The following is a 22,898-nucleotide window of genomic DNA, read 5'->3' on the forward strand; positions in this document are numbered from 1 at the left end:
ACCCAACCCGTTCGGGTGGGCCGGGCGCGCGTCGCCGTCCTGGCGCGGAAGCGCACTGGTAGCGGTGATGCATGCTGCTCACCCCCCGCGTCGACCCCGGCGTCCGCACCCCGTCCCGCGTCCGCTCCCAGTCCCGCTTCCGGTCCTGGACCCGGCCCGGGAGCCGGCTCCGGATCTCCTGGCACCGGAAGGCGGCCCTCCTCGCCTCCGCCATCTCCGTCTGCCTGCTCGCGGCCTCGGCCCCGCCCGAGCCCCTCGGCATCGGCGACCGGCTCTTCCCGTACCTGGGCAACCCGGGCTACGACGTGGCGTCGTACGACGTGTCCCTCACCTATTCGGGCGCCAACGACAAGCCGCTCCAGGGCGTCACCACCATCGACGCCTGGACCACCGCCGACCTGGACCGGATCAACCTCGACTTCGCGCACGGCACCGTGCAGTCCGTCGAGGTGGACGGGCGTCCCGCGGACTTCGCCGGGGCCGGCGAGGACCTGGTCGTCACCCCGGAGCAGCCCCTGTCCGCGGGCAGCTGGACCAGGATCACGGTGAAGCACACCAGCGATCCCGTCGCCGCCAAGGGCCAGGACGGCGGCTGGCTGCGCACCTCCGACGGCCTCGCCATGGCGAATCAGGCCGACGCCGCCCACCTGGTCTTCCCGTGCAACGACCACCCGTCCGACAAGGCGCTGTTCACCTTCCACGTCACCGCCCCGAACGGCTACACCGTCGTCGCGGGCGGTCTGCCCGCCGGAGCGGTGCGGGTCGGCCGCAACACCACCTGGACCTACCGCACCCAGCACTCCATGGCCACCGAACTCGCCCAGGTCTCCATCGGCCGCTCCGCCGTGCCGCGCCGCGAGGGCCCGCACGGACTGGGAGTGCGCGACGTCGTGCCCAGCTCCGAAGCCAAGGCCCTCGAACCGTGGCTGGCCAAGACGCCCGGCCAGATCGCCTGGATGGAGAGCAAGGTCGGCCGGTACCCGTTCGAGACCTATGGCGTGCTCATGGCACAGGCCTCCACGGGATTCGAGCTGGAGACCCAGACCCTCTCGCTCTTCGAGAAGAACCTGTTCACCGAGCCGGTCTACCCCAAGTGGTACGTCGAGTCGATCATGGTGCACGAGCTGTCCCACCAGTGGTTCGGCGACAGCGTCAGCCCCCGCACCTGGTCCGACGTCTGGCTGAACGAGGGGCATGCCACCTGGTACGAGGCGCTGTACGCCGACGAGCACGCGAACCGGCCCATCGAGAACCGCATGAAGTCCGCGTACGGCTCCTCCGACCGCTGGCGCGAGGCCGGCGGCCCACCCGGCCTGCCCAAAGCGCCCGCCCCCGGCCAGAAGATCGACATCTTCCGGCCCAACGTGTACGACGGCGCCGCGCTCGTCCTCTACGCCCTGCGGCAGGAGATCGGCCGGCCGGCCTTCGAGCGGCTGGAGCGGGAATGGGTCCGCGTGCACCGGGACTCCAGCGCCTCCACCGCCGACTTCATCAAGCTGGCCTCCACGGTCTCGGGCCGCGACCTGAGCGGCTTCCTCAAGGCCTGGCTGTACGGCGAGAAGACCCCGCCGATGCCCGGCCATCCGGACTGGAAGCAGCAGGCACCGGCCAAGTCCGCCGGCACCGGGGGACCCCGGGGCGGGCGCAAGTCCGGGGCCGCGCGGTCACGCGGCACCCGATGACGCCGGGGCCGGGGGCCAGGGAGCGCGCGATGACGAGGTCCGCGAGCGCGCGATAACACGATGACGAGACGTGCCGCCTCGTGCGACCATCTTCGGGTCGGCGCTCCGGGGCGGCGCGCGACGGGACACGGGAATCTCCCGGGGTACTCGCGCGTTGACCTCATGAGCGGTCCCGCAGGACCGCGTCACCGACGCCGAAACGGCATCCCATCGACGTAAGGATCCAATGACCTCCTCTTCTTCCCCTTCCCAGGACACCAAGCGCCTCGCGCACGCCCATCCCGAGGGTCTTCGGGCCGATGCCCTGATGGAAGAGGACGTCGCCTGGAGCTACGAGATCGACGGCGAGCGGGACGGCGACCAGTTCGACCGCTCCGAGCGCGCGGCCCTGCGCCGTGTGGCGGGCCTGTCCACCGAGCTGGAGGACGTCACCGAGGTCGAGTACCGACAGCTCCGCCTGGAGCGGGTCGTGCTCGTCGGGGTGTGGACCACCGGCACCGTGCAGGACGCCGACAACTCCCTCGCGGAGCTGGCCGCCCTCGCCGAGACCGCGGGCGCGCTCGTGCTCGACGGCGTCATCCAGCGCCGCGACAAGCCCGACGCGGCCACCTACATCGGCTCCGGCAAGGCCCAGGAGCTGCGCGACATCGTCCTCGAAACGGGCGCCGACACGGTCATCTGCGACGGTGAGCTGAGCCCGGGCCAGCTGATCCAGCTGGAGGACGTGGTCAAGGTCAAGGTCATCGACCGTACGGCCCTGATCCTGGACATCTTCGCCCAGCACGCCAAGTCCCGCGAGGGCAAGGCGCAGGTCGCGCTCGCGCAGATGCAGTACATGCTGCCGAGGCTGCGGGGCTGGGGTCAGTCGCTGTCCCGCCAGATGGGCGGCGGCAAGGGCGGCGGCCTCGCCACCCGTGGTCCCGGTGAGACCAAGATCGAGACGGACCGGCGCCGGATCCGCGAGAAGATGGCGAAGATGCGCCGGGAGATCGCGGAGATGAAGACCGGCCGCGAGATCAAGCGCCAGGAGCGCCGACGCAACAAGGTGCCGTCCGTCGCCATCGCGGGCTACACCAACGCCGGCAAGTCCTCCCTGCTCAACCGCCTCACCGGCGCCGGCGTCCTGGTCGAGAACGCCCTGTTCGCGACCCTGGACCCGACCGTCCGCCGCGCGGAGACCCCGAGCGGTCGCCTCTACACCCTGGCGGACACGGTCGGCTTCGTCCGTCATCTGCCGCACCACCTGGTCGAGGCGTTCCGCTCCACCATGGAGGAGGTCGGCGACTCCGACCTGATCCTGCACGTGGTGGACGGCGCGCACCCGAACCCGGAGGAGCAGCTCGCCGCCGTGCGCGAGGTGATCCGGGACGTCGGCGCCACCGACGTGCCCGAGATCGTCGTGATCAACAAGGCGGACGCGGCCGACCCGCTGGTCCTCCAGCGGCTGCTCAGGGTCGAGAAGCGCTCGATCGCCGTCTCGGCCCGCACCGGCCGGGGCATCGAGGAACTGCTCGCCCTGATCGACAACGACCTGCCGCGCCCGTCGGTCGAGATCGAGGCACTCGTGCCGTACACACACGGCAAGCTCGTCGCCCGCGCCCACACCGAGGGCGAGGTGATCTCCGAGGAACACACCGCGGAGGGCACCCTGCTCAAGGTCCGGGTACACGAGGAACTGGCATCGGACCTGGCACCGTACGCCCCGGTCTCGGCGTCCTGAGCCAAAGGCCACACGAAAGGCCCGCTCCCTCTTCGAGGGGGCGGGCCTTCGGCGCCCCTTCAGGGGCGCGGTGAACTGCGTGAGCAACCCACGAGGGCCGTCAGTCGCTCACGCACGCTCACCCCTGCGGCGAAACGGCGAAGTCTCCCGTGCTCATCGCCCGGCAAACTTCTTGCTGACCGACTCGTACACACCCTTGGCCACGGGACCCAGCCGAGGACCGGCGAGCCAGCCCGAAGTCACCGGACCGATCGACGTGTTGGAAACGAGCGCCGGCTTGCCGTCGGACCCCGCCTCCACCCAGCCACCGCCGGAGGAGCCGGCCGTCATCGTGCACCCGATCCGGTACATCGTCGGGTCCGCCTTGTTGATGGACAGCCGGCCCGGCTTGTCCTTGCACTGGTACAGCAGCTGACCGTCGAACGGAGCCGCCTCCGGGTAACCGGACGCGGTGATGCTGCTGACCTTCGGCACCGCCGGGGCGTTGAAGTTGACCGGCAGCGCCCCGCCGACCGTCTCCTCCAGCGACTTGCCGCTGTTGCCCTGCTCCGGCGTCACATGGATCACCGCGTAGTCGTACGAGGCACCGTTGCCGCCGGTCTCACCGCCCTGGTCGATCCACTGCTGCGAGGTCTGCGCGGCGTCGGCCCACCAGACGCCGTATGGGGCGATCTCGGACCTGCTGGCGTTCTGCAACTGGTCGACCGACTTGGCCGAGTTGTTGTACGACGGCACGAAGGCCATGTTGCGGTACCAGCCGCCGCTCTTGCCGGCGTGCACACAGTGACCCGCCGTCCAGACCAGGTTGGACTTGCCCGGGTGCGCCGGGTCCTTCACCACGGTGCCCGAGCACACCATGTGGCCCTCGGGGGAGTCGAAGAACACCTTGCCGGAGGCGGCCGCGTTGGTGTGGTAAGGCGACGCCACCGCCTGCGCCTTCACCGGCTGCGGGGTCGGGTCCGTCACGCCCTGGTCACCGGAGATGTCGTTGTCGTTGACGCCCTTGTTCGGGTCGTTGGCGTGACGCATCCGGTTCGGGTCCCACAGGCCCTTGATGATCGGGTTGATGAAGTCGTCGGCCTCGCGCAGCCAGTCCTGCTTGTTCCAGTTCTGCCAGGCGCCGTGCTTCCACTTGTCGATGTCGATCCCGTGCTGCTTGAGTTTCTGCTTGAGGTCGTCCGGGATCCTGATCTTTCCGTCGCCGCCGGCCACGGTCGCGGAGGCGGTCGGCTGGCTGTCGGCCTTGTCGTCGCCGTTGCAGGCGGTGGCGGTCAGCGCCACCGCCGAGGCGAGGGCGACCGCCGCCACTGCGGGGGAGGTACGACGGGGGCCCCTCCCGCGCCGAACGCTGAACGACGGCCGTATGGATCGCATGCTCGTGACTCCCCCTGAGGTGAAGGTACTCGGCGCTTCGGCCGTGTCACCGGCCACGAACTCATGGGGAGTTCATGCCGGTCTCACGACCGTGTAGGAACGGCATCACACACTATGCGCTCGCTGTGTGGGACTTCCGATGGAACGGCAACGGTTCGGCTACAAGCCATCTGACCTGGCCAATCATCCATAGATTGCCCGATTTGGCGTCAACTCACCGCTACCGCCGCCATCGCCCGGCCCCGCGGCACCGAACGTGCCACCTTCCCCTTCCGGCAATGATCTCGCGTCAACCCGTAACCCGTCGAACGGCCGGCGGTTGTAGCGGTGGGGGGCCAGCTGCCTGTATCCGGTCCCCGCGGATCAACTCGCCTCTGGACAGCGGGGAGGACAGCGAGCCGTGGCCGTTACGGAGTCGATGGCTGGAGGCATGCACGGGGAAGCGCGTGCTGTGCACGAGGGGATCCTCAGACGCCAGTCGGCGCGTGAGTCCTCCGCCCGCACCTATGCCCGGGCCCTGCCCATCGTCCCGGTGCGGGCGCGCGGGCTCACCATCGAGGGCGCCGACGGCCGCCGCTATCTGGACTGCCTCTCCGGCGCCGGCACTCTCGCCCTCGGGCACAACCATCCGGTCGTACTGGAAGCCATCCGCAGCGTCCTCGACTCCGGCGCACCGCTCTCCGTCCTCGACCTGGCGACCCCCGTCAAGGACGCCTTCATCACCGAGCTGTTCCGCACCCTCCCGCCCGCGCTCGCCGAGCGGGCGCGTGTCCAGTTCTGCGGACCGGCCGGTACCGACGCCGTCGAGGCGGCCCTGAAACTGGTCCGGGCCGCGACCGGCCGCACCGGCATCCTGGCCTTCACCGGCGCCTACCACGGCATGACCGCCGGCGCCCTGGCCGCCTCCGGCGGTGCCCGTGACGTCCAGGTCGCCCGCCTGCCCTATCCGCAGGACTACCGCTGCCCCTTCGGCGTCGGCGGTCCGCGTGGCGCCGAACTCGCCGCCCGCTGGACCGAGTCCCTCCTCGACGATCCCAAGTCCGGCGTGCCCCTGCCCGCCGGGATGATCGTCGAACCCGTCCAGGGCGAGGGCGGGGTGATTCCGGGGCCGGACGACTGGCTGCGCCGCATGCGGCAGCTCACCGCGGACCGCTCCATCCCGCTGATCGCCGACGAGATCCAGACCGGAGTCGGCAGGACGGGCACCTTCTGGGCCGTCGATCACAGCGGCATCACCCCCGACGTCATGGTCCTGTCCAAGGCCATCGGCGGCAGCCTCCCGCTGGCCGTGATCGTCTACCACGACGATCTCGACGTCTGGCAACCCGGCGCCCACGCGGGAACCTTCCGGGGCAACCAACTCGCCATGGCCGCGGGCACCGCGACCCTCACCTACGTCCGCGAAAACGGCCTCGCCGAACGAGCCGCCGCCCTCGGCGCCCGCATGCTGCACCAACTCGGGGAGCTGGCCGACACGTTCGCATGCGTGGGGGAGGTGCGGGGGCGTGGGCTGATGATCGGGGTCGAGCTGGTGAACCCGGAAGGCGCGTGCGCCGACCCCGACGACCACGGCTCCGCCGCCACCGGTCCGGAGCCCACCCGCACTCCGCACCCCGCCGCCCCCGAACTCGCCGTGGCCGTCCAGCGGGAGTGCCTCCAGCGTGGGCTGATCGTCGAACTCGGCGGTCGGCACTCGGCCGTGGTCCGGCTGCTTCCGCCGCTCACGATCAGCGACGAGCAGGCGGCGGCCGTTCTGGACCGGCTGGCGGACGCGGTGGCAGCGGTGGCCCGCACTCACGAGGAGCCCGGCCCACACCGCGGCCGGCACCACGGCCCTGCCCAGCGCGCGGGTTGAAACCGGCACCCGCATCGCCGGATCCGCCTGCACCGCCGGGCCCATCCGCGCCCCCGGCTCCGCCCGCACCACCGGGCCACGCGCACGCAGGGCCCGCACCCGCCGACGGCGCTGCCGCGCGGGCAGGGCAGGCACCCGCCACCGGGCGCCCTGCCCGCACGCGCCATGCGGGCGAGAGGCGGGAGACCGCACCCGGCAGGAGGCCGCCGGGTGCGTGCCCCCCGAGGCGCCCGCACCCGTACCCGCACTCGCACCTGCACCACCCCAGCCAGCCACAAGGAGTCGTCATGAACGCCACCCCCACTCCCGACGGCAGCTCCGGCGCTCCCGAAGAGCAGGGAGACCCCTGCACCCCAGCCCCTCCCGTGCCGCTCGCCGAGTCGGTCCCCCAGCAGAAGAGGCGCAGCGCGGATCTCACCCGAGTGACCGAGCCCGGCGCCGACCCGCTGGAACATCCCGACCCGCGCACCGCGGCCCAGGGCGCCGCCGTGGAGAACCTGCTGCGGTGCTGGGTACGCGAGACCGGCCTCGCCGCCCCCACCGGCGGCACCCTTCGCCTGCCGCTTCCGGCCAGCGGCACGACCCTGCTCGTGCCGGTCCGCCACTGGTCACCGACGGGTCTGCACCGCTTCGGTCCACCACGCCTGGTCAACACCCCCGAGACCGCTCCTGCCGTCGACGCCGTCACCTTGGCAGCGCTGCTCGCCCGGGAGACTGCGGGCGACACGGACCGCGCCTGCCGGGCCCCGGCCCCCAGCGACGCCGGCCACGGCGACGACGGGGATCTCGTGGCCAGGGTGGCCGACTCCCTGCGGCGCACGGTCACCTTCATCCGGGACCGGCGCGAGCGCCCCGCCGACGGGGCGGACCTGTTCCTCTCCGCCGAGCAGGCTCTCCTCCTCGGGCACCCCCTGCATCCGGCTCCCAAGAGCCGGGAGGGCCTGACCGAGGCCGAAACCCTGCTGTACTCACCCGAGTTGCGCGGCTCCTTTCCCCTGCATTGGATGGCTGTCGCCCCCTCCCTCCTCGCAACCGACTCCGCCTGGACCGAGCGCGGCCGTCCCGTCCCCGCCGATCACCTCACCCGGCGCCTGGCCGAAGCCGACCTCCCGTTGTCCGACGGCTACGCCGCCCTCCCCCTGCACCCGTGGCAGGCCCGCGAGCTGCGGCTCCGCGAACCGGTCGCCGCCCTCCTCGATTCGGGCCTCCTCCGTGACCTCGGCCCTCTCGGTACCGGCTGGCACCCCACCTCCTCCGTACGCACCGTTCACCGATCCGGCGCCCCCGCGATGCTCAAGCTGTCGCTGGGCCTGCGCATCACCAACTCCCGCCGCGAGAACCTGCGCAAGGAACTCCACCGCGGAGTCGAGGTGCACCGGCTGCTGCGCACCGGCCTGTCCAAGCAATGGCAGGCCGTACACCCCTGCTTCGACATCGTCCGCGACCCGGCCTGGCTCGCCGTCGACGACACGGACGGACGACCCGTGCCCGGACTCGGCGTGGTGATCAGGCACAACCCGTTCGCCCCGAACGACGACGTCGCCTGCGTCGCCGGACTCGTCTCGCCCCGGCCCGTTCCCGAACCCGATGGCAACTCCTCTCCCCAGCAGTCCGCCTGGCCCATGCGCTCCCGCCTGGCCCAGCTCGTGGCGCGGCTCGCCGAACGCACCGGCCGGCCCGTCGCAGCCGTCGCCACGGAGTGGTTCCTCCGGTACCTGGAGCAGGTCGTCCGTCCCGTGCTCTGGCTGGACAGCGAGGCCGGCATCGCCCTCGAAGCCCACCAGCAGAACACCCTGCTCCTGCTCGACGGCGACGGCTGGCCCGCAGGTGGCCGCTACCGCGACAACCAGGGTTACTACTTCCGTGAGTCCCGGCGAGCCGAACTGGATGCCCGGCTGCCCGGTATCGGTGAGCGCAGCGACACCTTCGTCTCCGACGAGGTGACCGACGAACGCTTCGCCTACTACCTCGCCATCAACAACGTGCTCGGGCTGATCGGTGCGTTCGGCTCCCAGCACCTCGCCGACGAGCGCCTCCTCCTCGCGGCCTTCCGTCGCTTCCTCACCGATGTCGCCGCCGGGCCCACCGCGCTGCGCACCTCCCTGCCCCGCCGTCTGCTCGACTCACCCGTCCTGCGCTGCAAGGCCAACCTGCTGACCCGGCTGCACGGCCTTGACGAGCTCGTCGGTCCGGTCGACACCCAGTCCGTCTACGTCACCATCACCAACCCCCTTCATTCCTGAGCGAATTACCCCGTCTCCCCGCACTTCCGAGGAGCATGACCCACCTCGTCTCCCGAGAGGAGCGCACCATGCCTCCCACCGACGCGCACCCCGGCCCCGGCTTCAGCCCTGATCATCCGGGCGCCACCATCCACACCGGAGCCCCTGCCCACCGGGGCTCCGCGGACCTCCGAGCGGACAGCGCGGGCACCCGGGGCACCCCGTTCACCGGGTTCCGCGTCGAGGACGACGACGCGGACTGCGAGGACACACTGGACCTGCATCTGCCCGCCGACTTCCTCGCGCTCTTCGCCGCGGGCACGGCCTATCTCCTGGATCAACTCCCCACCTGGGGTTCCGTGGTCACACCCGTCGGCTCCTTCCAGCTCCTGCCCGTGCGTATCGATGAAGACCTGCCGCTCATCCATCGCTGGATGAACGACCCCGCCGTCGCGGAGTTCTGGGAGCTGGCCGGGCCCCGGAAGCGGACGGAGGGTCATCTGCGCGCTCAACTCGACGGCGACGGCCGCAGCGTGCCGTGTCTCGGCGCACTGGACGGCACACCGATGAGCTACTGGGAGATCTACCGGGCAGACCTGGATCCGCTGGCCTGCCACTACCCGGCCCGTCCGCATGACACCGGGATCCACCTCCTCGTGGGTGGAGCCGCGGATCGAAGGCGGGGGCTGGGATCCGCCCTGCTCCGAGCCGTGGCCGACCTGATCCTCGACAGGCGCCCCACGTGCGCACGGGTCGTAGCGGAACCCGATCTTCGCAACACCCCCTCCGTCGCAGCGTTCCTGAGCGCCGGCTTCCGGTTCGCGGACGAGGTCGACCTGCCCGGCAAGCGGGCCGCCCTCATGATCCGGGACCGGGTCCTGCGCGATGTGCTGTAGCGCCATGTGACGGCGCGTGCACATTTGGTGAACGGATCGGGCCGGCCGGGGGTTCCCACCCGAGCCAAAGAATTTTCGAGCCGGTCCGGACGAGCCGGCAGTGTCCCCGGTCACCTCGCCTTCCATCCATCCCCCTCAACCCTCCCGTCTCCGTCAGCCCTCCCGCCTCCGCCCAAGCGCTCAGCCACCACCCCGCTTCCGCCACCCACCGCACCCAGGAGTCCGGCCGTGCCCCCGTGCCCCACCCCCGCCGTGATCGCCCGTTTGTCAGTGCCGGGCCGTAGGGTGGTCGGGCTATGACGAAGCCCTCACTCCCCGAACTCCTGCATGCCGCCGTCACCGCTGTCGGCGGCTCGGAGCGCCCTGGCCAGGTGACCATGGCCGAAGCGGTCGCCGAGGCGATCGACGACGGATCCCACCTGCTGGTCCAGGCCGGCACCGGCACCGGTAAGTCGCTGGGCTATCTGGTGCCGGCGCTCGCGCACGGGGAACGGGTCGTCGTCGCGACGGCCACCCTCGCGCTCCAGCGCCAGCTGGTGGAACGCGATCTGCCGCGCACGGTCGACGCCCTGCACCCGCTGCTGCGCCGCCGTCCGGAGTTCGCGATGCTCAAGGGCCGGTCGAACTATCTGTGCCTGCACCGTCTGCACGAGGGCATTCCACAGGACGAGGAGGACGGTCTCTTCGACCAGTTCGAGGCCGCCGCGCCCACCAGCAAGCTGGGCCAGGACCTCCTGCGGCTGCGGGACTGGTCGGACGAGACGGAGACCGGCGACCGGGACGATCTCACCCCGGGCGTGTCGGACCGCGCCTGGGCGCAGGTGTCGGTGTCGTCACGGGAGTGCCTGGGCGCGTCCAAGTGCGCGTACGGAGCCGAGTGCTTCGCGGAGATGGCCCGCGAGCGTGCCAAGCTGGCCGAAGTCGTGGTCACGAACCACGCACTGCTCGCCATCGACGCCATCGAGGGCGCGCCGGTGCTGCCCCAGCACGAGGTGCTGATCGTGGACGAGGCCCACGAGCTGGTCTCCAGGGTCACCGGCGTCGCGACCGGCGAACTCACTCCTGGCCAGGTCAATCGCGCGGTGCGCCGCGCCGCCAAGCTCGTCGACGAAAAGGCCGCCGACCAGCTCCAGACCGCCGCCGAGGGCTTCGAGCGGCTCATGGAGCTGGCCCTGCCGGGCCGCCTGGAGGAGATTCCGGAGGACCTCGGCTACGCCCTGATGGCGCTGCGGGACGCCGCCCGCACGGTCATCTCCGCGATCGGCGCGACACGCGACAAGTCGGTGCAGGACGAGGACGCGGTGCGCAAGCAGGCGCTGGCCTCGGTGGAGACGGTGCACGACGTGGCGGAGCGGGTGCTGAACGGCTCGGAGTGGGACGTCGTCTGGTACGAGCGGCACGATCGCTTCGGCGCGTCCCTGCGGGTCGCTCCCATGTCCGTCTCCGGGCTGCTCAGGGAGAAGCTGTTCGCGGACCGCGCCGTCGTCCTCACCTCCGCGACCCTCAAGCTGGGCGGTGACTTCAACGGCGTCGGTGCCTCCCTGGGCCTCTGCCCCGAGGGCACGCAGGGCGAGGACCTGCCGAAGTGGAAGGGCGTCGATGTCGGCTCGCCCTTCGACTACCGACGGCAGGGCATCCTCTACGTCGCCAAGCATCTCTCCCGCCCCGCGCGTGACGGTGAGCGTTCCGACATGCTCGACGAGTTGACCGAGCTCATCCAGGCGGCCGGTGGCCGCACGCTCGGGCTGTTCTCGTCCATGCGGGCCGCGCAGCTCGCGGCGGAGGAGTTGCGCTCCCGGATCCCCGAGTTCCCGATCCTGCTCCAGGGCGAGGAGACCCTCGGCGAGCTGATCAAGAACTTCGCGGCCGACCCGAAGACCTGCCTCTTCGGCACCCTGTCCCTGTGGCAGGGCGTCGACGTCCCCGGCCCCAGCTGTCAGCTGGTCGTCATGGACAAGATCCCGTTCCCGCGTCCCGACGATCCCTTGATGAGCGCCCGGCAGAAGGCGGTGGAGGATGCCGGCGGCAACGGCTTCATGGCGGTGGCCGCCACCCACGCGGCCCTGCTCATGGCCCAGGGCGCCGGCCGGCTCGTCCGCGCGTCGGGGGACCGGGGTGTGGTGGCCGTACTGGATCAGAGGCTGGCTACGGCGCGGTACGGCGGCTACCTCAAGGCGTCACTGCCCGACTTCTGGTACACCACGGACCGTAACCAGGTCCGCAAGTCCCTCGCCGCGATCGACGCGGCGCAGGCGCAGCAGGCCGAGGAAGAGTGATCGCGGGCGGGCCTGACCAGTGCCGATCAGGCCAGCCCGCGATGCCGAAGCGCCGGGGAGCAGCCCCTGGACACGGCGGGGCCCCGGAACCGGCGCAGGGGTTCCGGGGCCCGGTCAGGGAGCGAGCAGCCGTGGGGTCCGCCCGCCGCAGGCGTCACACGCGCCGCAGCACCGCGACGACCTTGCCCAGGATGGTTGCGTCGTCGCCGGGGATCGGCTCGTAGGCGGCGTTGTGCGGGAGGAGCCAGACATGGCCGTCCTCGCGCTTGAAGCGCTTGACGGTGGCTTCGCCGTCGAGCATGGCCGCCACGATGTCGCCGTTCTCGGCGACCGGCTGGCGGCGCACGGTGACCCAGTCGCCGTCGCAGATCGCGGCCTCGATCATGGAGTCGCCGACGACCTTGAGGACGAACAGTTCACCGTCGCCGACGAGCTGGCGGGGGAGGGGGAAGACGTCCTCGACGGACTCCTCCGCGAGGATGGGGCCACCGGCGGCGATACGGCCGACCAGCGGGACGTACGATGCGGCGGGCTTGCCGGCGGTGTCGGTGGGCTGCACGGTCACGGCCTGGTCCGAGCCGCGTACCTCGTACGCGCGCGGGCGGTGCGGGTCGCGGCGCAGGAAGCCCTTGCGCTCCAGAGCCATCAGCTGGTGTGCGACGGAGGACGTGCTGGAGAGGCCGACGGCCTGGCCGATCTCCCGCATCGACGGCGGGTAGCCCCGTCGCTGTACGGAGTCCCTGATGACCTCGATCACCCGGCGCTGCCGGTCGGTGAGTCCGGAGCTGTCCGCCCGGATTCCTGGAGGTCGGCCCGGCAGGGAGCGCTTGTGCCCCTCGGGATTCATGGCTTCGTTCATCACGTGTACCGGCTCGACTCGGCCCTGGGAGCGGTCCTGGGCGGTGATGGTGGCACTGTCTGCGGTGGTGGTCACGTCGGCCCCTCTCGATGGTCTCCCTGCTGCACAACGGTAGTTGCTTTCGAAAGGTTGCGCCAAACACACGTTCGAGTGAAAAAGTGCGATTCGCCTGACGCGATCATGTGTCTGGGTGTATAGCTAACGCGCCACCTGGCGGACAAAAGCGCCCATTGCTGTACTCTTCACCGCCGGGGTTCCCGGCCTCGTGGGCCGTCACCCCAGTCTGCCATCCGGAACCCGCTCATCCGGGATCCGGGTCCCTTCTGTGCCGGAGTCCCACGCGTCCTCCGTGCGGCGCCCACGGTATCTCCGTAAGCGTCACAGCGATACGGCTCTGCGCCCGCGTGTCCCGGGTGGGCCGCCAGGTGGGTGGGTCGCCTGTGTGCCGGGGGTTCGTCGCCGTTTCTCGGTGCGACACGCGAGTCCGCCTCCGTGTATGAGCCAATCCCCACATCTAGTGGTTGGATGGCTACAGCAGCCCACAAGTTGTGGTCCCCCGGGTCTGAACCGGCTTCGCGATCGCCTATGCTTAGGGCTGCTTCTCGGGGCCCATGGGCCCGGTGGGGCTATTGAGTCTGCTGTGAGGAGGGTTGGAGATCATGCACTGCCCCTTCTGCAGGCACCCCGACAGCCGCGTGGTCGACAGTCGTACGACCGACGACGGCACGTCGATCCGCAGGCGCCGCCAGTGTCCCGACTGCTCCCGTCGTTTCACGACCGTGGAGACGTGCTCGCTCATGGTGGTCAAGCGGTCCGGAGTCACCGAGCCTTTCAGTCGCACCAAGGTCATCAACGGCGTGCGCAAGGCATGCCAGGGACGGCCTGTCACCGAGGACGCACTCGCCCAGCTCGGCCAACGGGTCGAGGAGGCGGTGCGGGCCACCGGAAGCGCCGAGCTGACCACCCACGACGTGGGGCTGGCCATACTCGGCCCGTTGCAGGAGCTCGACCTCGTCGCCTTTCTGCGATTCGCCTCCGTCTACCGGGCGTTCGACTCGCTCGAGGACTTCGAGGCCGCCATCGCGGAGCTGAGGGAGGCGCCGCGAGGCCCCGTCGCGGACGAGGAAGAAGCGGGAGCGGGGAGCCAGGAAGACGATCGCGGGCCCGGCGGGACCAGTGAGGTCCCCGTGCCCGCCCACGCCGCCGACTGACCGGCGGGCCGGAAACCGGGAGGAGAGCCGGGTTCCGGCCGGGAGGCGGCGACTCAAGACCTGTTGCGGGTGGTAGCTGAGGGTGCCCGCAACACAAGACAGAACACCGTGCCACGGGAACAAACGGGGCACTTCAGGGCGTTTTTGCCCGTACAGGGAGGCGGCATGACAGAGACGGCGAGCGGTCCGGCACGAGGTTCCCGAGCCAAGGGCGGCAAGGCGGGAAGCAAGGGACTGCACATCGAGCGCATCCACACCACCCCCGGCGTACATCCGTACGACGAGGTGAGCTGGGAGCGCCGTGACGTCGTCATGACCAACTGGCGCGACGGCTCGGTCAACTTCGAGCAGCGTGGCGTCGAGTTCCCCGACTTCTGGTCGGTGAACGCGGTCAACATCGTCACCAGCAAGTACTTCCGCGGTGCCGTCGGCACCCCGCAGCGCGAGACCAGCCTGAAGCAGCTGATCGACCGCATCGTGAAGACGTACCGGAAGGCCGGCGAGGACCACAAGTACTTCGCCTCGCCCGCCGACGCCGAGATCTTCGAGCACGAGCTGGCCTACGCCCTCCTGCACCAGATCTTCAGCTTCAACAGCCCCGTCTGGTTCAACGTGGGCACCTCGCAGCCCCAGCAGGTCTCGGCCTGCTTCATCCTGTCCGTCGACGACTCCATGGAGTCGATCCTCGACTGGTACAAGGAAGAGGGCATGATCTTCAAGGGCGGCTCCGGAGCCGGCCTGAACCTCTCCCGCATCCGCTCCTCCAAGGAGCTGCTGTCCTCCGGCGGCAACGCCTCCGGTCCGGTCTCCTTCATGCGCGGCGCCGACGCCTCCGCCGGCACCATCAAGTCCGGTGGTGCCACCCGCCGCGCCGCCAAGATGGTCGTGCTCGACGTCGACCACCCCGACATCGAGGACTTCATCGAGACCAAGGTCAAGGAGGAGGAGAAGATCCGCGTCCTGCGCGACGCGGGCTTCGACATGGACCTGGGCGGCGACGACATCACGTCCGTCCAGTACCAGAACGCCAACAACTCCGTCCGTGTGAACGACGAGTTCATGGAGGCCGTCGAGGCGGGCGGCAAGTTCGGCCTGCGCGCCCGGATGACCGGCGAGGTGATCGAGGAGGTCGACGCCAAGGCGCTCTTCCGCAAGATCGCCGAGGCCGCCTGGGCCTGCGCCGACCCCGGCATCCAGTACGACGGCGTCATCAACAACTGGCACACCTGCCCCGAGTCCGGCCGGATCACCGCGTCGAACCCGTGCAGCGAGTACATGCACCTGGACAACACGTCCTGCAACCTGGCCTCGCTGAACCTGATGAAGTTCCTCAAGGACGACGGCAAGGGCACCCAGTCCTTCGAGGCCGAGCGCTTCCAGAAGGTCGTCGAGCTGGTCATCACCGCGATGGACATCTCCATCTGCTTCGCTGACTTCCCGACCCAGAAGATCGGCGAGAACACGCGCGCGTTCCGCCAGCTGGGCATCGGCTACGCCAACCTCGGCGCCCTGCTGATGGCCACCGGCCACGCCTACGACTCCGACGGCGGCCGCGCCCTCGCCGGCGCCATCACCTCCCTGATGACGGGTACGGCCTACCGCCGCTCCGCCGAGCTGGCCGCGGTCGTCGGCACGTACGACGGCTACGCCCGCAACGCCGACGCCCACAAGCGCGTCATGGCGCAGCACGCCGACGCCAACGGCACGGCCGTCCGCATGGACGACCTGGACACCCCGGTGTGGGCGGCTGCGACGGAGGCCTGGCAGGACGTCGTCCGTCTCGGTGAGAAGAACGGTTTCCGTAACTCCCAGGCGTCCGTCCTCGCCCCGACCGGCACCATCGGCCTCGCGATGTCCTGCGACACCACCGGTGTCGAGCCCGACCTCGCGCTCGTGAAGTTCAAGAAGCTGGTCGGCGGCGGCTCGATGCAGATCGTCAACGGCACCGTCCCGCAGGCCCTGCGCCGCCTGGGCTACCAGGAGGAGCAGATCGAGGCGATCGTCGCCCACATCGCCGAGCACGGCAATGTGATCGACGCCCCCGGCCTGAAGCACGAGCACTACGAGGTGTTCGACTGCGCCATGGGCGAGCGCGCCATCTCCCCGATGGGCCACGTCCGCATGATGGCCGCGATCCAGCCGTGGATCTCCGGCGCCATCTCCAAGACGGTCAACATGCCGGAGACGGCGACCGTCGAGGAGGTCGAGGAGATCTACTTCGAGGCCTGGAAGCTGGGCGTCAAGGCGCTCGCGATCTACCGCGACAACTGCAAGGTCGGCCAGCCGCTCTCCGCCAAGACCAAGGAGAAGGAGAAGGCCGAGGTCACGGAGAAGGCCGAGGCCACCATCCGTGAGACGGTCGAGAAGATCGTCGAGTATCGCCCGGTCCGCAAGCGCCTCCCCAAGGGCCGCCCGGGGATCACCACCTCCTTCACGGTCGGTGGCGCCGAGGGTTACATGACCGCCAACTCCTACCCGGACGACGGTCTCGGCGAGGTCTTCCTGAAGATGTCGAAGCAGGGCTCGACCCTCGCGGGCATGATGGACGCCTTCTCCATCGCGGTCTCCGTCGGTCTCCAGTACGGCGTGCCGCTGGAGACGTACGTCTCGAAGTTCACCAACATGCGCTTCGAGCCGGCCGGCATGACGGACGATCCGGACGTGCGGATGGCGCAGTCGATCGTCGACTACATCTTCCGCCGCCTGGCGCTGGACTTCCTGCCCTTCGAGACCCGCTCCGCGCTCGGCATCCACTCCGCCGAGGAGCGTCAGCGGCACCTGGAGACCGGTTCCTACGAGCCGTCCGAGGACGAGGTCGACGTCGAGGGCCTGGCCCAGTCGGCGCCGCGCGCCCAGGAGCTGAAGGCGGTCGCCACGCCGAAGCCCGAGTCCGAGGCGGCCAAGCCCGCCCCGAAGCAGGCGCACACCAGCGCCGAGCTGGTGGAGATGCAGCTGGGCATCCAGGCCGATGCCCCGCTGTGCTTCTCCTGCGGCACGAAGATGCAGCGGGCCGGTTCCTGCTACATCTGCGAGGGCTGCGGTTCGACCAGCGGCTGCAGCTGACGACACGCGGTTCCTGAAGTGAAGTAAGGGGCGCCGGCCATTGCCGGCGCCCCTTACCGTTACTGGGCCCTGCCCATGACCCGGGTGAAGGTGGCCGGATCCTCGTCGAAGCCGTGCACGCCGGGACGGAAGGTCCACTCCCCGGAGTCGTCGCGGACGAAGTCGGCGATCGTGGCCGCCGTCGCCCCGAGGACCGAGCCGAAGTCGTCCGCGGCGAGCACGGTGTAGCGGCCCTCCCGGATGCGCATGGCCGGATTCAGTACGTTGACGAACGTCCTGTGGCCGAACCGCTGTTGGATGACGACACCGACCACCACGCGTGCGTACCGGTCGTCGAGCCGGTCCAGTTCCAGCGTCATGACCTCGTCCCAGCCGAAGCCCCGGCCGTCCGTGCTGTCCCGGTTGAGGAAGATCGTGCCGTCCGGTGAGCGGCTGTCGAAGTGCACCAAGTAAGCCGGCGTCCCGTACGGGTCGCCCGACAGGAACGTCGCGGCGACGAGGTCCAGATCGGTGGGCGGCCGGCCCGCGGGACTGGGGTCCCACTTGAGCCCGACCTCGACCTTGCCGATTCCCTTGCTGAAGCCGGTCAACAGGCCTCCCCTTCCCCCCTGGTGGTTGCCCCGCCGCCCCAACTCCCGTGGAGCCAGGGTGTCTTCTCCATCGTGCCACGCGCGCGGGGGCGTACGCGCGGGTGATCTCCGCCGGAGCGTGACCGACGCCACGCCCGGTGGCCTTACGATGGCGCGGTGCTGGTCAAGTGGATTCGCTGCACCGTGGTGGACCGCCGCGGCTTCGAGCGGGGGCAGCGGAAATGGGCGGGGCTTCTGGGGGAGCCGGGTTTTCGGGGGCAGGGTGGAGGCTGGAGCCGGCAGCGGCCGGGCGTGGCGCACATCTTCGCCTTCTGGGAGAGCCGCGCCTTCTACGACTCCTTCATGGCCCGCTCGCACGACCGCCTGGCGTCCGCCCAGTCCGGCACGTTCAAGCACGCCCAGGTCAAGCTCTTCGAGTACCGCTTCGATGTGAAGACGGGCTTCGAGCCGCGGTTCACCGACACCGATCTGATCCGCGTGGCCCTGTGCCGGGTCCACGAGGAGCGCGTCGAGCACTTCACCCTCATGCAGGAGAAGGTCTGGAACCCCGCGATGGCCGGTTCGCCCGGCATGATCCGCGGCATGTTCGCCGAGGCTCCCGAGCAGGAGTTCCTGATCCTGTCGATGTGGCGCTCGGCGGCCGAGCACGGCAAGTACCGCACCGAGCGCGTGGAGCGACTCGCGCTGCGCGCCCAGACCGAGGCGGACATCGCGGCGCTCTCCGGTGACATCGTCGAGCTGGAGCCGTCCTGGACGGCCTGAACCAGTGCATTTGAAAATCAAACTCACCCCCTGAAGAAGTCGCACAACGCGCTCGGCAACGGCCCGGGACACGGAATTCATGTGACCTACGCCGTATGGGGCCCGTACGAGTGCTCGACTTCGCCTCGCTCGATCTAGGGTTTTGGCATGGCACGACCACGGCGCATCGTCCTTGTCCGGCACGGCGAGTCCACGGGCAACGTCGACGACTCCGTGTACGAGCGCGAGCCCGATCACGCTCTCGCGCTGACCGAACGCGGCTGGCGGCAGGCCGAGGAGACCGGAAAGGCGCTCCGGGAAGTCTTCGGCCGGGAACGCGTGAGCGTGTACGTCTCCCCGTACCGCCGGACGCACGAGACACTCCGCGCCTTCCATCTCGCCCCCGACCTCATACGCGTCCGGGAGGAGCCCCGCCTTCGCGAACAGGACTGGGGCAACTGGCAGGACCGCGACGACGTGCGCCTGCAGAAGGCCTACCGCGACGCGTACGGCCACTTCTTCTTCCGGTTCCCGCAGGGTGAGTCCGGCGCCGACGTGTACGACCGGGTCGGCGGCTTCCTGGAGAGCCTGTTCCGCAGCTTCGAGGCGCCGGACCACCCGCCGAACGTCCTGCTGGTGACACACGGACTCGCGATGCGGCTGTTCTGTATGCGCTGGTTCCACTGGACGGTCGCGGAATTCGAGTCGCTGTCGAACCCCGGGAACGCCGAGATGCGGATGCTCGTTCTCGCAGAGGACGGCAAGTACACCCTCGACCGGCCCTTCGAGCGCTGGCGGGAACCGGTCCCCTACTGGGCGAACGGATAGAGTGGCAGAGCAATGACCGCTGACTCCTCTTCTGCCGGGCGCCTGGAGCGCGCCTTGGCGAGCCTGCGCGGACTGGCCGTGGGGGACGCCCTGGGCTCCCAGTTCTTCGTTCCGGCGCACTACCCCCTGCTGAAGCGGCGCGAGCTACCCGCGGGGCCCTGGCAGTGGACGGACGACACCGAGATGGCCTGCTCCGTGGTCGCCGTCCTTGCCGCGCACCAGCGCATCGACCAGGACGCCCTGGCCCGTTCCTTCGCCGAGCACCACGACTTCGACCGGGGCTACGGCCCCGCGGTCAACCGCCTGCTGAGACTCGTCCGTGAGGGTGAGGACTGGCGCGAGCTGGCCGCAGGGCTGTTCAACGGACAGGGGTCCTGGGGCAACGGAGCGGCGATGCGGATCGCGCCCCTGGGCGCCTGGTACGCGGACGATCCGGAGCAGGCGACGCACCAGGCCGAAATCTCGGCCTATCCCACCCACCAGCACCGTGAGGCCGTCGTCGGTGCCATGGCCGTGGCCGCCGCGGCGGCGCTGGCCGGCTCTCCGGACGGGCCGCCCGGCCCCGAGGCACTCCTCGACGGTGTCATCGCCCTGGTACCGAAGAGCGCCGTCGGCCAGGGACTCCGGCGCGCCCGGGACATGCTCGACTACGGCGACGCGGGCACCGTCGCGGCGGTCCTCGGATGCGGCCGCCGTACGACCGCCCACGACACCGTTCCCTTCGCCCTCTGGTCCGCGGCACGGAGCCTCGGTGACTACGAGACCGCCTTCTGGACGACGGCCGGGGTGGGCGGCGACGTGGACACGACCTGCGCGATCGTGGGCGGTGTGCTCGCCTCCGGCAAGGCGGGCACCCCGCCCGCCGAGTGGGCGGAACGCGTCGAGGCACTGCCGGACTGGGTGCCGACGGGGCTCTGACGGCTCCGACGGCCCCGAGCCGCAGATCGTGAAACTCTCCGTGTCCGCCGGGAACTCTCCGTGACCGCAGCCCGTTCTCCCCGTATCCGTCGCGCGCAGCGGCCTACGGCGGCAGGGCCGACGGGCCGGTCCGAGAGCGACGGTCGGAGGAGGTGCGGAGATGGCGTGCGCAGTGCTGGTTGTGATGCTGGCCGCTGTTCTGGTTGTCACGTGGGCGCCGGCAGCCGTGGTGCAGCCGACCGGACCGTCGCCTCTGCCGTCCATCCCCGGGCGGCGGTCCGGCCGACCGCGGCTTCGCGCGGCTCGGGCCGGGTCAGCCGATGCCCGGCCCCGCCACACCGCCGAGGGAATCGAGATCGCTCTTGCGGACCCTGATCACCAGCCAGGCGGTGACGAACGCGGCCCCGGCCATCGCGGCAGCCGGCACGAAGGCGGTGGAGATGCCGTGGGCGAGGACCTCGTGCCCCCAGGGAGCGGGCAGCTGGTGCGTCTTGGCGAAGTGAGCCTGCTGCTCCGGCGAGCTGTTGGCGAGGAACTTCGGCAACTGCTTCTTGACCTCGTCCTTGGCGGCCGAGCCGAACACGGTCGTCAGGATGGACAGTCCGAGCGAACCGCCCACCTGCTGCATGGCGTTGAGGAGCCCGGAAGCCGCGCCGGCCTCGTGCTGGGCGACACCGGACACCGCCGTGACCGTGACCGTTACGAAGTTCAGGCCCATGCCGAAGCCGAACACCAGCATCGGCCCGAGTACGCCGCCGACGTAGGAGCTGTCCGGCCGGATGAAGGTCTGCCAGACCAGCCCGATCGTCACGAGCGCCGAGCCGGCCATCATGAACGGCCGCGGGCCGAGCGCCGGAAGGAAGCGCTGGGACAGGCCCGCACCGACCGCGATCGCGACCGTCACGGGGAGGAAGGCCAGACCGGCCTTGATGGCGCTGTAGCCGAGTACGTCCTGCACGAACAGCACGATGTAGAAGAACATGCCGAACATCGCCGCGGCGAGGCTCAGCATGATCACGTACGTGCCCCAGCGATTGCGGTCCGCGAACATCCTGAGCGGCGTGATCGGCTCCTTCGCCCGCATCTCGGTGAGGACGAAGGCGAGCAGCAGCACCACGGCCGCACCGAACGAGCCGAGGGTGAGGCCGTCCCGCCAGCCGTTCTCCGACGCGCGGATGAACCCGTAGACCAGCGAGGCCATGCCCGCCGTCGAGGTCAGTGCGCCCGTGATGTCGAAGCGCCCCGGATGCCGCTGGGATTCGTTGATGTAGAGCGGCGCGAGCGACGCGATCAGCACGCCGATCGGCACATTGACGAACAGCACCCACCGCCAGTCGAGCCAGTCCGTGAGCATGCCGCCCGCCAGCAGGCCGATGGCGCCACCGCCCGCGGACACGGCGGCGAACACGCCGAAGGCCCGGTTGCGTTCCGGGCCTTCGGGGAACGTCGTGGTGATCAGAGCCAGCGACGTGGGCGAGGCGATCGCGCCGCCCACGCCCTGCAGGGCCCGTGCGGCCAACAGCTGCCAGGGCTCCTGGGCGAGACCGCCCAGCAGCGAAGCGAACGTGAACAACAGGATGCCGGCCATGAACACCCGGCGACGGCCGAGGATGTCACCGGCCCGCGCGCCGAGCAGCAGCAGGCCGCCGAAGGTGAGCGTGTAGGCGCTGATCACCCAAGTCAGGTCCGTGGTGCTGAACTTGAGTGCGTCTTGAATGTGCGGGAGCGCGATGTTCACAATCGTCGCGTCGAGTACCACCATGAGTTGGCAGGCCGCGATGACGGTGAGTGCGATGCCGGGATGCCCCTCCCGGCGGGCCACGCCCGGTTTCGGTTCCTGAAGCAGCTGAGAGGTCGTCACTATGGGTCCCCCATAAAGGCGTTAGTGAACGCTCGCGTTCACTGTCGCGTCCACGGTAGTGAGTCCCCAACAGTGAACGCAAGCGTTCACTTAATCCTGCGCCCCGTCTCGCGTCCCCCTGTTGCTGCGGCGCGGCGCACCCTGCCCCGGAACCCCCGCTTCCCTTGCTTGTTGGAGAGACATAGATGGTTATCTCGCGCTGGACGGCCGCTCCCACCCGAGCGGCTTCCCCTCGTCGGCGCGGCGTGGTGCTGGAGCGAGCGATCCTGGATGCCGCGCTGGAACAGCTCGGCGAGGTCGGCTGGAAGGGGCTGACCATGGAAGGAGTCGCGGCAGGCGCCCAGACCGGCAAGGCCGCGGTGTACCGTCGGTGGCCCTCCAAGGAGGACCTCGTCGCGGACGCGCTGGCGGCCGGACTGCCTCGGGTGGAGACGGCCCCGGATCTGGGCAGCGTGCGCGAGGACCTCCTCACCCTGTGCCGGCAGGTGCGGCAGATCATGTTCTCGCCCCCAGGTGTCGCGCTGCGCTCGGTTATTCACGAGTGTGATCAGGTTCAGGCGAAGCGCTTCCAGGATGTGATCGTCGGGGGCGTGGTGGAGCCGACCGTCATGCTCCTCGGTGAGGTCATCACCCGTGGAATAGGGCGGGGAGAGGTTCGTCCGGACGCGGCCAATAGCTACGTCCTGGATGCCATCCCCGCCATGATGATGTACCGCTCGAAGATGTGCGCAAGCGAATGGAGCGATCAGGATCTCGAAGAGATGATCGATCAGCTGATGCTCCCGCTGCTGCGCCCCTGACG

Annotated in this window: 16 protein-coding genes; 12 read left to right on the forward strand and 4 right to left on the reverse strand. The window is 70.0% G+C overall.

Going from position 1 to position 22,898, the window contains the following annotated elements:
* The first annotated feature begins 71 nt into the window (after window positions 1-71).
* Together ACWC0C_RS03345 and hflX are read left to right on the forward strand one after the other, a co-directional pair.
* Window positions 72-1,682 carry a M1 family metallopeptidase gene (locus ACWC0C_RS03345; protein ID WP_450861234.1) on the forward strand — a complete coding sequence of 537 codons (1,611 nt, stop codon included), beginning with the start codon at window positions 72-74 and terminating at the stop codon, window positions 1,680-1,682.
* 226 nt (window positions 1,683-1,908) lie between these two features.
* On the forward strand, window positions 1,909-3,402 hold the full coding sequence (hflX, locus tag ACWC0C_RS03350) for a GTPase HflX (RefSeq protein WP_449200406.1): 1,494 nt from the start codon (window positions 1,909-1,911) through the stop codon (window positions 3,400-3,402).
* Between the two features lie 153 nt (window positions 3,403-3,555).
* Here the strand turns inward: hflX and ACWC0C_RS03355 are convergent, their stop codons facing one another.
* Complete coding sequence (locus ACWC0C_RS03355) at window positions 3,556-4,776, reverse strand: trypsin-like serine peptidase (protein ID WP_449200407.1); 1,221 nt, start codon at window positions 4,774-4,776, stop codon at window positions 3,556-3,558.
* Window positions 4,777-5,194: 418 nt separating this feature from the next.
* On the opposite strand from ACWC0C_RS03355, the gene ACWC0C_RS03360 reads away from it, so the two are divergent.
* From ACWC0C_RS03360 to ACWC0C_RS03375, 4 genes are all read left to right on the forward strand, one after another.
* Window positions 5,195-6,631: a diaminobutyrate--2-oxoglutarate transaminase family protein gene (locus ACWC0C_RS03360; RefSeq protein WP_450861236.1), complete on the forward strand. Its 1,437-nt coding sequence runs from the start codon at window positions 5,195-5,197 to the stop codon at window positions 6,629-6,631.
* Between the two features lie 287 nt (window positions 6,632-6,918).
* A complete protein-coding gene (locus tag ACWC0C_RS03365) occupies window positions 6,919-8,874 on the forward strand; it encodes an IucA/IucC family protein (protein ID WP_450861238.1) in 1,956 nt (651 codons plus the stop codon).
* Window positions 8,875-8,942: 68 nt separating this feature from the next.
* The gene (locus ACWC0C_RS03370) at window positions 8,943-9,749 is read left to right on the forward strand and encodes a GNAT family N-acetyltransferase (protein WP_450861240.1); all 807 of its coding nucleotides are present in this window, start codon (window positions 8,943-8,945) and stop codon (window positions 9,747-9,749) included.
* A 296-nt stretch (window positions 9,750-10,045) separates the two neighbouring features.
* Window positions 10,046-12,025, forward strand: a complete 1,980-nt coding sequence (locus ACWC0C_RS03375) for an ATP-dependent DNA helicase (RefSeq protein ID WP_450861242.1) — start codon at window positions 10,046-10,048, stop codon at window positions 12,023-12,025.
* 154 nt (window positions 12,026-12,179) lie between these two features.
* Here the strand turns inward: ACWC0C_RS03375 and lexA are convergent, their stop codons facing one another.
* Window positions 12,180-12,959, reverse strand: a complete 780-nt coding sequence (lexA, locus tag ACWC0C_RS03380) for a transcriptional repressor LexA (protein ID WP_450861244.1) — start codon at window positions 12,957-12,959, stop codon at window positions 12,180-12,182.
* Window positions 12,960-13,543: 584 nt separating this feature from the next.
* Here lexA and nrdR point away from each other — a divergent pair.
* Together nrdR and ACWC0C_RS03390 are read left to right on the forward strand one after the other, a co-directional pair.
* Window positions 13,544-14,095, forward strand: coding sequence for a transcriptional regulator NrdR (gene nrdR / locus ACWC0C_RS03385; protein ID WP_450861246.1), 552 nt, complete (start codon window positions 13,544-13,546; stop codon window positions 14,093-14,095).
* A 165-nt stretch (window positions 14,096-14,260) separates the two neighbouring features.
* Window positions 14,261-17,158 carry a vitamin B12-dependent ribonucleotide reductase gene (locus ACWC0C_RS03390; RefSeq protein ID WP_449200412.1) on the forward strand — a complete coding sequence of 966 codons (2,898 nt, stop codon included), beginning with the start codon at window positions 14,261-14,263 and terminating at the stop codon, window positions 17,156-17,158.
* 59 nt (window positions 17,159-17,217) lie between these two features.
* Here ACWC0C_RS03390 and ACWC0C_RS03395 read toward each other — a convergent pair whose 3' ends face one another.
* Entirely contained in the window at window positions 17,218-17,748 is a 531-nt protein-coding gene (locus ACWC0C_RS03395; RefSeq protein ID WP_449200413.1) for a TerD family protein, read from the reverse strand.
* A 156-nt stretch (window positions 17,749-17,904) separates the two neighbouring features.
* Between ACWC0C_RS03395 and ACWC0C_RS03400 the strand changes: the two genes are divergently transcribed.
* From ACWC0C_RS03400 to ACWC0C_RS03410, 3 genes are all read left to right on the forward strand, one after another.
* Entirely contained in the window at window positions 17,905-18,510 is a 606-nt protein-coding gene (locus ACWC0C_RS03400) for a YdbC family protein (protein WP_449200414.1), read from the forward strand.
* Window positions 18,511-18,657: 147 nt separating this feature from the next.
* Window positions 18,658-19,317 (forward strand): histidine phosphatase family protein, encoded by a 660-nt coding sequence (locus ACWC0C_RS03405; protein WP_449200415.1) that lies wholly within the window; start codon window positions 18,658-18,660, stop codon window positions 19,315-19,317.
* A gap of 12 nt (window positions 19,318-19,329) precedes the next feature.
* Window positions 19,330-20,235, forward strand: coding sequence for an ADP-ribosylglycohydrolase family protein (locus tag ACWC0C_RS03410; protein ID WP_449200416.1), 906 nt, complete (start codon window positions 19,330-19,332; stop codon window positions 20,233-20,235).
* A gap of 313 nt (window positions 20,236-20,548) precedes the next feature.
* On the opposite strand, the gene ACWC0C_RS03415 is transcribed toward ACWC0C_RS03410, so the two are convergent.
* On the reverse strand, window positions 20,549-22,096 hold the full coding sequence (locus tag ACWC0C_RS03415; RefSeq protein ID WP_450861249.1) for an MFS transporter: 1,548 nt from the start codon (window positions 22,094-22,096) through the stop codon (window positions 20,549-20,551).
* Window positions 22,097-22,281: 185 nt separating this feature from the next.
* Between ACWC0C_RS03415 and ACWC0C_RS03420 the strand changes: the two genes are divergently transcribed.
* Window positions 22,282-22,896 carry a TetR/AcrR family transcriptional regulator gene (locus ACWC0C_RS03420; RefSeq protein WP_450861250.1) on the forward strand — a complete coding sequence of 205 codons (615 nt, stop codon included), beginning with the start codon at window positions 22,282-22,284 and terminating at the stop codon, window positions 22,894-22,896.
* The last annotated feature ends 2 nt before the right edge of the window (window positions 22,897-22,898 follow it).

The sequence above is a fragment of the Streptomyces sp. NPDC001709 genome, assembly GCF_053596375.1.

Bases quoted from the DNA above. Each gene is read 5' to 3' on its own strand.
- ACWC0C_RS03345 (WP_450861234.1), top strand. From the start codon at position 72: ATGCTGCTCACCCCCCGCGTCGACCCCGGCGTCCGCACCCCGTCCCGC.
- hflX (WP_449200406.1), top strand. From the start codon at position 1,909: ATGACCTCCTCTTCTTCCCCTTCCCAGGACACCAAGCGCCTCGCGCAC.
- ACWC0C_RS03355 (WP_449200407.1), bottom strand. From the start codon at position 4,776: ATGCGATCCATACGGCCGTCGTTCAGCGTTCGGCGCGGGAGGGGCCCC.
- ACWC0C_RS03360 (WP_450861236.1), top strand. From the start codon at position 5,195: ATGGCTGGAGGCATGCACGGGGAAGCGCGTGCTGTGCACGAGGGGATC.
- ACWC0C_RS03365 (WP_450861238.1), top strand. From the start codon at position 6,919: ATGAACGCCACCCCCACTCCCGACGGCAGCTCCGGCGCTCCCGAAGAG.
- ACWC0C_RS03370 (WP_450861240.1), top strand. From the start codon at position 8,943: ATGCCTCCCACCGACGCGCACCCCGGCCCCGGCTTCAGCCCTGATCAT.
- ACWC0C_RS03375 (WP_450861242.1), top strand. From the start codon at position 10,046: ATGACGAAGCCCTCACTCCCCGAACTCCTGCATGCCGCCGTCACCGCT.
- nrdR (WP_450861246.1), top strand. From the start codon at position 13,544: ATGCACTGCCCCTTCTGCAGGCACCCCGACAGCCGCGTGGTCGACAGT.
- ACWC0C_RS03390 (WP_449200412.1), top strand. From the start codon at position 14,261: ATGACAGAGACGGCGAGCGGTCCGGCACGAGGTTCCCGAGCCAAGGGC.
- ACWC0C_RS03405 (WP_449200415.1), top strand. From the start codon at position 18,658: ATGGCACGACCACGGCGCATCGTCCTTGTCCGGCACGGCGAGTCCACG.
- ACWC0C_RS03410 (WP_449200416.1), top strand. From the start codon at position 19,330: ATGACCGCTGACTCCTCTTCTGCCGGGCGCCTGGAGCGCGCCTTGGCG.
- ACWC0C_RS03420 (WP_450861250.1), top strand. From the start codon at position 22,282: ATGGTTATCTCGCGCTGGACGGCCGCTCCCACCCGAGCGGCTTCCCCT.